Origin of the sequence: Hungatella effluvii, assembly GCF_003201875.1 — a bacterium.
Classification (GTDB): domain Bacteria; phylum Bacillota; class Clostridia; order Lachnospirales; family Lachnospiraceae; genus Hungatella; species Hungatella effluvii.
Genome location: NZ_QJKD01000003.1, coordinates 25,702 through 38,110, shown reverse-complemented (window position 1 = coordinate 38,110; position 12,409 = coordinate 25,702). Strand labels below are relative to the sequence as shown.

Genomic DNA, 12,409 nt, shown 5'->3' with positions numbered 1-12,409 from the left:
CAGAAAGAGAGAGGGTGTAAATGATGTTTGCAAAAGGATTTGGCAGTATGCTTAAGATACCGGTCCTGTGTCTGGCCCTCAGCCTCCTTTCACCGGCAGCGGCCTGTGGAGCGGGACCAGACCAGATGCAGACGGAAGGCTCCTGGGTCCTGGGGGCAGACAGCCGGTGGTATTACTGCGGTGCTGACGGGGCTTTCAAGACAGGCTGGATTGAGGTTTCGGGAAAATACTATTACTTATACGAGGACGGCCACTGCGCCATGGGGGAAGTGACCCCGGATGGATACCGTGTGGACGAAAATGGCGCCTGGTATGAGGTGAAAAAAGAAATTCTGGGAGTGACATTTTCCGTTCCTGCCAGGTTTGTCCCGGCGGGAGTCTCCGGTAACGGGTGGACGGCCTCCAAAGACGCGCTCGCATCACTGAAGGGGAAGCTTGAAGCCGCATTCGGGAAGGAACGCCTTCTGGCCATTGGGAATGACGGAGTGGAATACCGGGAGCGGCAGACAGAGGCGGGAAAGAGCAAAACAACGTACTTGGGACTTTATAAGGACTATGGGACGAATGGCTACCGGCTGGACATCCGTGTCCGGCTGGAGCCGGACAGCATAGACGAAAAACGGGCAGCCACCTACGACTATGCGGTTTTTGCGGCGCTCCTTTCATCCGTCAGCTCCTCGCCGGATCAGCTGGCGGAGGCGATTGTGAGCAGCTGGCAGGACCAGAACACGTATGGCGTCTCCCGGACTGCATATGTGGCTGTGGGGGACTGCGAGGTGAAGTTTGAAGCGGGCGACGGATACGGCAAATACTTTATCCGCCCCCATTCTTAAGGAGATCGTATGGAGACAGAGAAGCTGATTGAGATGGAAGCGGTTCGCGCGATATTTTCTTCCGGTGAAGATGGGAAGCTGACGGAAGGCGGCCGTCAGCTTCTGTCAGCTATGGAGGAGGTCTCCTTCCGGCCGGGGGAAGAGCTGATGCGCTGCGGGGAGCCGGGAGATGACGGGATGTATCTCATTTTAGAGGGGAAAGCCGATGTCCTGGACAGCGGCGGAAAACCGATCAACGTTCCAATGACGTCCGGAAGTATCGTGGGGGAGATGGCCCTCATCCGGGATGAACCGAGGGGCGCCACGGTAAAAGCGGTGACAGAGGTAGTCTGCGCCCACCTGTCGAAGGATCAGTTTGAGGAGGCTGCCAGAGAGAATAAAAAGCTCTACGGCGCGCTATTGAATCTGGCATATAAAAAGACCACCGGTCTGGTGGAGGAGCAGGCCCGTCTCCATTCGGAGCTGGAGATCGCGGCGCGGATACAGACCGGGCTTCTGCGCCATGATTTTACGGAAATCGAGAAAAAACTGGGAGTGCGGATTTCAGCGTTCATGAAACCGGCCAAGGAGGTCGGGGGAGATTTCTACGACGTGTTCCTGATCTCGGAGCGCCGGGCCTGCGTGGTAATGGCCGACGTGTCGGGAAAAGGAGTGCCGGCAGCCATGTTCATGGCCATGGCGAAGACCCACATCAAGAATTACGGGATGCTTGACATGGCTCTTCCTGAACTGATGTACCGCGTCAATAACCGTCTGTGCGAGGACAATCCCGAGGAAATGTTTGTCACCGCATTCGTGGGAATCATTGACATGGATCGGGAAGTCATGGCCTTTGTAAACGCCGGCCATAACCGGCCGTATCTGGCGCAGGAGAATGGTCCATTCAAGCAGCTGGCCTGCTGTTCGGATCTGGTGTTCGGTTTATGGGAGGAACAGAAGTATCGGGAACAGACGGTGGAATTTAAGAGAGGGTCGTGGCTTTTTTTATATACCGACGGGGTGACGGAGGCGGAAGACGAGACGGAGGCCATGTTCGGGGATGACAGGCTCTGCGAGACGTTAAACCGGCGCCTGCTGGAAATGGACGCAGAGAGATTTTCCGGCGGAGTTTACGGGGATCTGGAAAGGTTTGTGGGAAACGCAGGCCAGACGGATGATATTACGATGCTCTGTCTTACAGCCCCGGCAAGGAAAATACTTTTGCGGACCGTGCCGGCGAGTCTGGATTATATGGACGGCCTGATTGAGGAGCTGGACAGATACTTAAGGGAAGGGGAGTGTCCGCCAGAGGTCATGACGGAGCTGGAGATCTCGCTGGAGGAGATATTCACCAATATCACCAGCTACGCCTATGAAAAGGAGTGCGGCGAGCTGTCTCTTGGCTGCTGTCTGGAGCAGGGATCCGGAGAGTTCACAATGCAGTTTAAGGACTGGGGAATCCCCTTTGATCCAGTAAAGAAGAGGGACCCTGATCTGACTATTCCCTTTGACGAGAGGCCCATTGGAGGTCTGGGGATCTATATGGTCAAGAAATTTGCGGACGAGGTAGAATATGAATACAGAGATGGCTGTAATATTCTTACCGTAAGAAAGAAAATCCATTCATGACTAAAAGCCGTGTAAGGCGGCGGAATCGAGGTTGTTATGACAGAACTGAAAACAGCGGTCAAGATCAGCATGGCACAGGCGGGAGAGTTAGACGCTGAGCTGAAAGCGCTTTTGGAGACGGATGAAGAGACGATCACTATCAACATGGAGGATACCACCTATATCAGCTCAGTGGGGCTGAGGGCGCTGGCATCCGCGCAGAAGAAGGCGAACCAGACGGGAAAAGAGCTTCTCTTTACCGGAGTCCGCCCGCAGATTCTGGAGATTTTCGAAGTAACCGGTTTTGCGGGGGTTTTTTATATAGTGTAGCGGAGGCAGGATAATATTACGTAAGATTCGGAGAAAAGCGATGAAAGATGAGACTTTAACCCGGCAGGAGAAAATATGGAAGGTAATTACGGTGACGGCCCATGCCTGCCAGCCCCTCCTCCTCTATCTGGTGGTTCCGGCACTGTTTTCCTGTGTTGTGGCACTTTTTATGGGGAAAACGATGGACCCGGAGTCCTTTCGGTGGAATAACGGCCAGTTCAGCCGGACTATGGGGATTCTCCTGACCTTTTACCTCCTTCGGCGAGGCTGCAAAAAGAGGGAGATAACCATCTGGGATGAGACGAACCTGTACTGGAAGCAGATTAATTGGAGAAAGTTTGCGCTTCTGACTGTAACAGGGATCGGTTTTTCCCTGTTTATGTCCGCTGTTTTGACCGTGGTTCCGCTCCCGCAGTTTTTGAAAGGACCTTACCATGAGCTTTCTTCACAGGTATATGACAGGCTGGATACGGTGTTTACGGTGGTTTCCATGATCATTCTGGCTCCTGTAGTCGAGGAACTGGTTTTCCGCGGCTACGTGCTGAACCGGATGCTGGAGGGGTATGACAATCCCAAGACGGCCGTCCTGGCGTCCACGATTCTGTTCGCAGTCTGCCACGGCACGCCTCTTTGGATTCTATATGCTCTGTTTATGGGGCTATTAATGAGCCACGTATCCATTGAGGAGGAGAATATCGCATATGCGATCGCCCTGCATTTTGGCTACAATGTGACCTCGCTTCCGATCTGGCTTGCCAACAGGAGTCCGGAGGTCTCGGCGGTGGTATTTGCTTCGCCTGTGCTGGTTGTCTGTTACGGGACTGTGGGAATCTGTGCGGCTGCCCTGTGTCTGCGGAAGTATCCGCTTTCCCTGGAAAAGCTGCTTTCCTATCTGCCGCGGGCCGGGAGAAAGAAGGAGTGAAAACGTGAAAAAGAGAATCAGAAGCATAGCCGCCTGTGCGGCGGCCGCGGGAATCGTTCTGGCGGCTTTGAGCGCCGGATGGGGTGCGGCGGCAGAAGCGAAAGCGGCGTCAGCTCCGGCGGCTGGTGCAAAATATGGTCCGGACGCCAGGAAAGAGACGGCAGCCGCGTTCCCCTTTGGGATTGCCGAAGCGGCAGACGGCGGTCTTATGATTGCCGACCAATACCATAAGGCAATCTGGCTGGAGAAAGAGGGAAAGACTCTGCGCTATGCCGGAGCTTCCGGCCTGGAGGGACTCTATGGGGAACCGGCGGGCGGATACGCGGATGGCCGGTTGTCCTCGATGGAGATGAAGAGCCCGTGGGACATCATTCCGTACCGGGATGGATACGCCGTATCGGACAGTGAAAATCATGTGGTGCGTTACTTGACGCCGGAGGGAGCAAAGACGCTGGCAGGCGCCGGGCAGGAAGGCTTTCTGGATCAGATGGCGAATCACGCATTATTTTCCATGCCTTCCGGTTTGGCCGCGGACCCGGAAGGAAATCTCTATATTGCCGACACGGGAAATGACGCAATCCGCGTCATGACACCGAACGGACAGGTATCGACCTGTGCCAGGGGGCTGAGCGGCCCTACCGGCCTTGTGTATTACGGCGGCGCCCTCTATGCGGCGGACACCGGCAATCACAGGATCGTGAAGATCCAGGATGGAGAAGTCACCGTCCTGGCAGGAAACGGAGCCGCCGGTTATTTAAACGGCTCATACAGCGAGGCCTCCTTTCAGACCCCGGTACAGCTGGCCGCCGCCCCGGACGGCACTCTGTACGTGTCGGATACGGGAAATGGAGTGGTGAGAAAACTGGACCCGGGTACAGACGGGGGAGTCGTCACGACTCTTGGAGGGCAGGATTCATCTATGGTATCCCCTGCGGGACTGCTGGTAAAGGATGAGAGCCTGTACATCTGCGACAGCTTTATGAGGAAAATATACATTCTGCCCCGGTGAGGAGATATGCGATGAAAAAATGGTATAAACCGTACCTGCCATGGGTGCTGGCGGCCGCGGTATTTACCGCGGCCGCAGGCTTTGGCGTCTTCTATCAGACAGATATGGCCCTATCGGATTCCTTTTACCAAAGACCGGAGGCCACGGATGAGAGAATCGTTATCGTGGGAATCGACGAGGAAGCGCTGCAGACGATCGGACCCTTTCAGACATGGGGGCGCGGCGTGATGGCCCGGGTGGTGGAATACTTAAACCAGCCGGAGGAAAAGCCCGCCGTCATCGGCCTTGACGTACTCTTTTCCGGCGAGACGGGGGAGGCCGGGGATGAAAGGCTGGCCGAAGCCGCCGGGGTCTGGGGCAATGTGGTGACGGCCGCAGCCGCCACGTTCGGTTCTCAGATGTCGGAGAGCGGGGATGGAACGCTTTACCTTGACAATTTTTCAGTTAAGTCCTTTGACCAGTCCTACGATGCGCTTTTTCGCGTCACCGGACAGGGCCATATCAACGCCATGTATGACAGGGATGGGATTGTGCGCCATGGCCTTCTTTATGTGGAGTCGCCCGACGGCCGTCTGATTCCCTCCTTTGCCCTGGCTATCGCCCGGAAATACCGGGAATGGGAGGGGAAGGGAATCCGGGTGGAAGAGCCGCCTGTCGATTCCAGGGGATTCTGGTATTTAAAATTCTCCGGCAGGCCGGGAGATTACTGCGAGTATATCTCTGTGGCCGACTTGCTGTCGGAAACCGTGCCCGCAGAGTATTTTTCAGGAAAGATCGTCCTGGTGGGGCCGTATGCCGCCGGACTGGCAGATAATTACATGACGGCGTCCGATCACGCGGTACCCATGTACGGGGTGGAAATCCAGGCCAACGCCATCCACTGCCTTCTGGAATCGGATTATAAGAGAGAGGCAGGAGAAGGCGTCCAGCTGGCGCTTCTCTTTTTCACCCTGTCAGGACTGGCTGTCTGGTTCCGGGGAAGAAAGGTCATACCTGCCGCCGCGGTCTGGCTGTCAGTGACAGGCGGTTTTCTGATTCTGGCCAAAGCGGCCTGGGAATGTAAAATCGTACTGCATGTATCCTATTTTCCCATAGGGGCGTCCCTGTTTTTTATCGCATCAGTGGCAGCCAATTACGTCCGGACCTCGTCAGAAAAACGCAGGGTGATGTCCACCTTTAAGCGGTACGTGGCGCCGGAGATTGTCGACGAGATTGTCAGGCAGGGAATGGAAAAGATGGAGCTGGGCGGCAGACTATGCGAGATTGCAGTCCTTTTCGTGGATATACGGGGTTTTACCGCCATGTCGGAGGTATTAACCCCGCCGCAGGTGGTGGAGATCCTGAACCGCTACCTGACTCTGACCGCTTCCTGCATCATGAAATGGAACGGAACGCTGGATAAATTTATCGGGGATGCGGCTATGGCCTTCTGGGGGGCGCCTCTGCCGCAGGAGGACTACGTTATGAATGCGGTGAAAGCGGCGCTCGACATGGCGGAGGGAGCAAAAGAATTGAGCAGGGAGCTGGAGGAACGGTTTGGAAGAACGGTTTCCTTCGGAATCGGGATTCATGCGGGACCTGCGGTCGTAGGCAACATCGGGGCAAGCACCCGCATGGACTACACGGCCATCGGCGACACGGTCAATACGGCTTCCAGGCTGGAATCCAAAGCTCCGGGAGGCGAGATCTACATCTCGAGAGCCGTTGCCAATGCACTTAAGGGACGGATTACCGCCGTCTCTCTGGGCGGCGGGATAAAACTTAAGGGAAAAGCGGAGGGCTTCGAGGTGCTCCGTCTGGAGAGAATCATGGAGGAGGATAAGACACATGACTGGTAAGAAAATGAGAAGGACAGCGGCTGTTCTGGCCGCCGCCATGGTAATCGGGCCGCTTATTCCATCTGCCGCCATCCGCAATTCTGCCAGTCTGGCGTTTGCCGAGACTGCAGCTTCGGGAGCCGGTGGGACAAAAAAGGACAGTGTAAGCGCATCCACTATACGGCTCGCGGGAACTGAAGGCGAGGTGACAGTAACCGCAGGCGGGAAAGAACTGGGTATTCTGGAGGAAATGAAGCTTCACAGCGGCTATACCGTGAAGACCGGGGAAAAGAGCTATGCGGGAATCTCCCTGGACAGTGAAAAGGCTGCAAAGCTCGACGCCTTAAGCAGCGCTCAGGTCAGGAAGCAGGGAAAAAAGCTGGAGCTTCTGTTAAACGAGGGAAGTCTTTTCTGTGACGTAAAGCAGCCGCTGGAGGCGGATGAGACGCTTCAGATCAGGACCTCCACGATGATAACGGGAATACGGGGCACCGTACTGTATGTGAAGGTGATAGACGAGTACACCACCATGGTTTACATGCTGGAGGGAAGCGCATCGGTGCTGGGCAGAAACAGCGTAACAGGGGATACGGAGCGCATGGAAATTTCTGCGGGCCAGTGCGCCGTGGTTATGGCGGAAGGCGCAGAGGGAAGTGCAGCAGGGAGTGAAAACGGGAGTGCGCTCCCCCCGGTCATACTTCTGAATACATTTGGCGTCACGGATATCCCGGGATATATTCTGACCGAGGCTGCAGACGATCCAGCGCTGGCCGCCAGGCTTGAGGCGGCTGGCTGGGATACGCAGTGGATGGCAGATCATGCCGCAGAGCGGCTGGCGGAAGATGAGGCTGAGGCTGCCAAGCAGCTTAAGAGAGTGAAGGAAGCAGAAGAAAGCCGTCAGAAAACGTACCGGGATTACGTATATGGAGATTCCGGGGGAGGCGATTCGGGCAGCGGCCAGGAGGAAGGGACAGATTCCGTAAGGAATACGGTTATTCTGGATCAGATCGTCCCGGCCAGCCGTTTGAACGAGCTGCTTCAGGATTCAGATGTAATCATAAATATCCCATACCGTCCGGGAGATGACGGGACAGAGCTGCCGGGTGACAGTAATATTACGGTTCCGGCCGGAGGCGTACTGGAGATAAGCGAAGCGGTGCTGCTCCGCATGGAACCGGGAACAACGCTTACCGTAGACGGAGCTTTAAAGGCCGGAGGAAGCCTTTACTGTGAGGGCGTTCTCTATAACAGGAGCTCCAATACGCTGGAGGTGAACCATGATCTGGTGATCCGGGGAAAACTGGAAAACACAGGAGCAATCCGTGTAGGCGGAATGCTGAGCCTGGAAGATGGGGAATTTACCAGCCAGGGCGGCCGGATTGAGATAGAGGATCAGCTCACTATTTACCGGTCGCCATCCGGTTCCGGAGACAGCGCAGAGGATCAGACAGGAGAAGGACAGTCCCTGTACCTGCTGGATGAAACGATGACTGTGGGCGGGGAGGTCTGTTTAGACTCTGTTGACTTAAGGATATCCGGCGGAACCTATGAAAGCGGTATCATTGCGAGGGCGAGCCGGATTGAGATGACGGGCGGCACCGTATCGGCGGGTGCGGACGGATATGGAATCACAGGAGAATCAGAAAGCCGGATCCGCCTTCTTGGGGGAATCGTGTACGGGGCCGGCGGCGCAGCCGCAGTGAACTTAAGCAGCAGCGAATTGTATCTGGCAGCTGATGTTTTAAGGACAGACGATGGTTCTGCCAGGTTTGTCACAGGAACAGGCAGCCTGGAACTGAACGTCAATGGAGAATCCCATGTGTATGATATGGAAAATCTGCCGGAGGGAATTCTTAATGGAGTGGAGACTGAGGACGGATGGGCAATTGACGTGTTTACCGGTGCGGAAAAGAAGGCGGAAGAAAAGCAGCAGCGTCAAATGGGCATGGCGACCCCGTCAACAGCGGCTTTGCCGGAGGATAGAATTCCCGGGGCGACCCCGTCATCAGCTTTGCGAAACCAGAGACAGGAGGAATGCAATGGATCATAAGTATGATTTTCAACTGTTTGAATTTTCTGACGAGTTAAAGACAGCGTTGAGGCAGTACCGGGAGTCTGAGATCAGGCTGGAACGGTATCTGGATGAATTTGAGCAGACCATTCCCCATCCGGAGGGAAAATCCGACCGGCGTGACTTAACGGAGATGATACACTTAGAACCGGGAAAAACGCCGGAGGAAGAAAAGGCTTACGTACGCGAATTTATTCTGGATCTGGAAAGCGGCGATCCGGAACGAAAAAAGAAAAGCCTGGACCAACTTTTTAACAAGGCGGATGCCTATGATCCCAGAAAACTGGATTTGAGCTGTATGAGCGGCAGGGATGGGGAGCGCAGGGAACCGGGGAAGCTGACCGGAAGCGAGCGGGATTTCATGAAGCTGGTGGAGGATTTCCGCCGGGGTCAGGCGATTCCCATGAAATTGAGGGAGAATCCGGACTATGCCGCAGGCCGGTACCAGAGTCCGGCGGCGCGGGAAGCGGTTGAAATGAAGCACCGGTATGCCACCGTTGGAGCCACCATGTATATGACACAGGTTCTGATGCTTAACGGCTTTAATCAGACGCTGGACAGCGTCGTCCCTTATCCCATACTCTCCAGCACGGATAACGCAAAAGCCGCCAGTGTCGCAGCCCAGCGGTACGACAATTACGTAACCGGTCTGGAACACAGTGCGCCGGACAGGAAAATCACTTTCTCCCTGTCGCCGGACCAGGCAAACCTGTATGGGCTGGATAAGCAGCTGGCAGCAGGAAACGTGTCCCCGGAAATAAAGATGAACGCAGTCGATATGTTTAACTCCTCGCTGGGAGCCATCTACAACGACGGCGACTATCAGGAACGGCTGGAGGCGGCCGGGGCCAATCAGTTCGATCTGATTCACATCAACGGAAAAAGTGCCGGTGAGCTGTTCGGAGAAAAGTATAAGGGCCTGCCTGATGCAGAGCAGGAGAGAATGATGAAAGCGGAGATTATGGGGGCTGTCATGAGCGGAAAAACCCATATTGACGTGGTAAATATCGACAGGGACGCGGCCGGTAAGCTGACGGCCGTGACGACACCGGTTCACCCGGATCTTCACGCATACGACAGGCTGGAGAAGCAGACGGAGCATGGAAGGCTTCACCGGATGCTGGACTGGGGACCGGGCCGAATCCGGACAAGAGCGGATATGATCGACAGAATGGAGAAAAATCTGGCTGGCCGGGAACCGTTAACGCGGGAGAGTGAGCGGCGTCTCAACGAAAAGCTGGCGAAATTCAATGAATCCGCAAAAGATACGCCGGCCGCCGGAAAAAGAGAAGAAAAGGAAGCGGCGGCTAAAAAGGGGATATCCCTGTCCGAATTGGAGAAGGGAGGAAAGCAGGCGGCTTGGAAGAGCGCTTCCGCCCCGAAACCATTACAGAGTCACCCGAAACTCAGCGGAGAGCGGGGGATCAGCGGCCACCGGGAGACATCCAAAACGGAGACGAAAGACAGATCCAGGGGTATACCGGGAAAATAACATTATGTGACCGGCCTCTCCAGTGGAGAAGGCCGGCTTTCTGCCTGTTTATTTGGAGACTATAAAGGCTGCCGTCCGGTATCTTGAGACAGGTCATCTACCAGGATGCAGAGGGTAAACATCCCGTTTTCTGCCCGATAGTCCACGGTGGAATGGTATTTCTTTGTAAATGCCGCGATGCTCTGGCAGCCGTCTCCATGGCCGGCCTTCCTTGTGATGGGGATTCCGTTCTTATCAAAGACAATATCTCCGGCGTAGGGATTCGTCACCTGAAAGATCAGCCGGTCCCCGAAATAACGGAAGACAAGCTTCACCTCGCGGTCTGTCTGGCTTACTTCCCGGCAGGCGTGGATTGCGTTTTCGAGGGCATTTGACAGAACTACACCAAGCTCCAGCGGGTCGACCGGCGTTTTTTCCGGGAATTCCACCTGAAAATCAGTGACGATCCCGTCTGCCTGCGCCTGTTCATCAAACACGGACAGCACAGAGTTTACCACCGGATTTTTGCAGTACTGGCGGATTGTTAAATCGTCCGCCGTATCAGAAAGACGTGCCAAATAGTCCTTTGCCTCTTCGGTTCTGTCATCCGCCAGCAAACCGGAGAGAATCTGGATGTGGTGGCGGATATCGTGGCGGAGCCTTCGGGTGTTCTCCTGCGCCCTGCGGTAGGTGTCGCACCGTTTGGCGAGAGCCGCCGCCTGAAACCGGAAGGATTCCTGCTGCTGCCGCTCCACATAGAATCTGTGTTCCTCATAAAAAGTGCGGCCGATTAAAAGGTATCCCGCCAGCACCGCGAGGAGAAAAAGTGTGGTATAGCCGAACTCGGAAGGGAAGATCCAGGACAGATAGGGCAGCTTAACCATGCCGCTGGTGTCCGCCGGTTCCGGTCTGGCCGTGTAGAGGCCCTGTCCGGCCATTAAAAGCAGCGGCAGCACGATATAGACGGCCCATTTTTTCGTGTAATAATGAGAGGCGAATAAAAACGGTCCGCGCAGAGTCCTCCGCACAATGCAGGCCATGCCGAGCAGACAGAAGATACGGATAACCAGCGCTGCAGTGTCACTTCCGCCTGTAAGAAACCAGCTTCCCATCGCAGCCAGAATATTGGAAATCTGAGCAAAGATGCAGGCTGTTAAATAAGCGAAAAAGAAGTAAAATCCCCGGTTTTTCGAGAGAATAAAAAAGCAGATCAGCGCCGGCAGCGTGGTTGTGAACAGGTAATAGTCTACAATCTCCGCATAGCTTAAGCTTCCGGAAGCTAACAGCACATCGCAGAGCGTGATAAAAGCCATGAAAAGAACCATCACGGCTGCCGACTTTTTTAAAGAATACCGCAGCTCCAGCATAGAACACATCAGGTAACACATGATCGGCAGAGTCAGCGCCGATTGAAGAAATGCATTTAACATAACCCGCCTCCCTTTTGACCAAGCAGATAATCCATGTACTGCCGCCGCACTGCGCTGCCTCCGGCCCGGGCGACCGGAATCACTTCCCCGTTTTCCATGTGGATTCCAGAGGCGGAGAAGGTGCGGATATAGTCCATATTGACCAGATACCCCCGGTGAGGACTCAGGAAATTCTGGCGGCCGGAAAGCTTTCCTGTGAGATCAGAAATCTTCATTGATCCGGTGGAAGAGCGAAGTACGGTTCCGTCTGTCCGATGAAAGTACAGCACTTTGTCCAGATGCTCCACGTAACAGAGAGACGACAGAGCAATCGCCGTTTCCCCATCCGGCGTGGAGACGAGAAGAGGCGGCAGATCCGTTTTCCTGCCGTTCAGGAGGGCAAGGGCCTTCTGAAGCGCTCCGAAAAGGGCCGGCTCTGTTACCGGCTTGACAAGGTATTGCAGCGCATCCACGGAAAATGCCTCCAGGGCATATTCCGCCGATGTCGTTAAGTAAATCACGCAGAAATCCCGATCCTTCCTCTCCAGCTCTTTCACAAGAGCAATGCCGTCCAGCCCGGGCATGAGGATATCCAATAAGTAAATATCACAGTGGGTACGAGCCTCCAAAAGGCTTTCGGCGTCCGGATAGCAGCTAACCGATGCGGGGATCTTCTGCGCATCAAGAAAGCACCGGGCCAATTCTCCCGCCTGGGATAAGAATATGGGATCGTCATCACAGACGGCAAGACGTATCATGTGGGTTCTCTCCTTTTTTCGTGTTGGCAAGGCTTGGGAATACCTTTTTTACTGGTGTGGTTTACGAATCAATCATGTCTTTTTAGGAAGTAAAAACGACGTTTTCGGAAGTCACGCTTATCCAAACAAGAAAAAATGATACAATAAGCGTAACCGGATGCGGCGGAATTTGATACCTATTATTTTAAATGAGAAAGATGCA

10 protein-coding genes are annotated in these 12,409 nt (G+C 54.7%); 8 read left to right on the top strand and 2 right to left on the bottom strand.

Translation table 11 applies throughout. The annotated features are described in order from the left end of the window. Positions 1 to 20: 20 nt before the first annotated feature. From DFR60_RS06105 to DFR60_RS06070, 8 genes are read left to right on the top strand one after another with little or no spacing between them, the layout of a single operon-like run. Entirely contained in the window at positions 21 to 833 is an 813-nt protein-coding gene (locus tag DFR60_RS06105) for a hypothetical protein (RefSeq protein ID WP_243004988.1), read from the top strand. A gap of 9 nt (positions 834 to 842) precedes the next feature. Continuing rightward, positions 843 to 2,441 carry a SpoIIE family protein phosphatase gene (locus tag DFR60_RS06100; protein WP_110322111.1) on the top strand — a complete coding sequence of 533 codons (1,599 nt, stop codon included), beginning with the start codon at positions 843 to 845 and terminating at the stop codon, positions 2,439 to 2,441. A gap of 36 nt (positions 2,442 to 2,477) precedes the next feature. Continuing rightward, positions 2,478 to 2,750 (top strand): STAS domain-containing protein, encoded by a 273-nt coding sequence (locus DFR60_RS06095; RefSeq protein WP_110322110.1) that lies wholly within the window; start codon positions 2,478 to 2,480, stop codon positions 2,748 to 2,750. A gap of 40 nt (positions 2,751 to 2,790) precedes the next feature. After that, the gene (locus tag DFR60_RS06090) at positions 2,791 to 3,672 is read left to right on the top strand and encodes a CPBP family intramembrane glutamic endopeptidase (protein ID WP_110322109.1); all 882 of its coding nucleotides are present in this window, start codon (positions 2,791 to 2,793) and stop codon (positions 3,670 to 3,672) included. A gap of 4 nt (positions 3,673 to 3,676) precedes the next feature. After that, entirely contained in the window at positions 3,677 to 4,681 is a 1,005-nt protein-coding gene (locus DFR60_RS06085) for an NHL repeat-containing protein (RefSeq protein ID WP_110322108.1), read from the top strand. Positions 4,682 to 4,692: 11 nt separating this feature from the next. Then, the gene (locus DFR60_RS06080) at positions 4,693 to 6,519 is read left to right on the top strand and encodes a CHASE2 domain-containing protein (RefSeq protein ID WP_110322107.1); all 1,827 of its coding nucleotides are present in this window, start codon (positions 4,693 to 4,695) and stop codon (positions 6,517 to 6,519) included. Then, on the top strand, positions 6,509 to 8,548 hold the full coding sequence (locus DFR60_RS06075; protein ID WP_110322106.1) for a FecR domain-containing protein: 2,040 nt from the start codon (positions 6,509 to 6,511) through the stop codon (positions 8,546 to 8,548). The genes DFR60_RS06080 and DFR60_RS06075 overlap by 11 nt, the downstream gene beginning before the upstream one ends. Continuing rightward, positions 8,538 to 10,061, top strand: coding sequence for a hypothetical protein (locus DFR60_RS06070; RefSeq protein WP_110322105.1), 1,524 nt, complete (start codon positions 8,538 to 8,540; stop codon positions 10,059 to 10,061). The genes DFR60_RS06075 and DFR60_RS06070 overlap by 11 nt, the downstream gene beginning before the upstream one ends. Before the next feature lie 59 nt (positions 10,062 to 10,120). Here the strand turns inward: DFR60_RS06070 and DFR60_RS06065 are convergent, their stop codons facing one another. Continuing rightward, complete coding sequence (locus DFR60_RS06065; RefSeq protein WP_110322104.1) at positions 10,121 to 11,470, bottom strand: sensor histidine kinase; 1,350 nt, start codon at positions 11,468 to 11,470, stop codon at positions 10,121 to 10,123. Beyond that, a complete protein-coding gene (locus DFR60_RS06060; RefSeq protein WP_110322103.1) occupies positions 11,464 to 12,207 on the bottom strand; it encodes a LytR/AlgR family response regulator transcription factor in 744 nt (247 codons plus the stop codon). Before DFR60_RS06060 ends, DFR60_RS06065 begins: the two co-directional genes overlap by 7 nt. Between the last annotated feature and the right edge of the window lie 202 nt (positions 12,208 to 12,409).

Bases quoted from the DNA above. Each gene is read 5' to 3' on its own strand.
- DFR60_RS06080 (WP_110322107.1), top strand. From the start codon at position 4,693: ATGAAAAAATGGTATAAACCGTACCTGCCATGGGTGCTGGCGGCCGCG.
- DFR60_RS06090 (WP_110322109.1), top strand. From the start codon at position 2,791: ATGAAAGATGAGACTTTAACCCGGCAGGAGAAAATATGGAAGGTAATT.
- DFR60_RS06070 (WP_110322105.1), top strand. From the start codon at position 8,538: ATGGATCATAAGTATGATTTTCAACTGTTTGAATTTTCTGACGAGTTA.
- DFR60_RS06105 (WP_243004988.1), top strand. From the start codon at position 21: ATGATGTTTGCAAAAGGATTTGGCAGTATGCTTAAGATACCGGTCCTG.
- DFR60_RS06100 (WP_110322111.1), top strand. From the start codon at position 843: ATGGAGACAGAGAAGCTGATTGAGATGGAAGCGGTTCGCGCGATATTT.
- DFR60_RS06060 (WP_110322103.1), bottom strand. From the start codon at position 12,207: ATGATACGTCTTGCCGTCTGTGATGACGATCCCATATTCTTATCCCAG.
- DFR60_RS06065 (WP_110322104.1), bottom strand. From the start codon at position 11,470: ATGTTAAATGCATTTCTTCAATCGGCGCTGACTCTGCCGATCATGTGT.
- DFR60_RS06075 (WP_110322106.1), top strand. From the start codon at position 6,509: ATGACTGGTAAGAAAATGAGAAGGACAGCGGCTGTTCTGGCCGCCGCC.
- DFR60_RS06095 (WP_110322110.1), top strand. From the start codon at position 2,478: ATGACAGAACTGAAAACAGCGGTCAAGATCAGCATGGCACAGGCGGGA.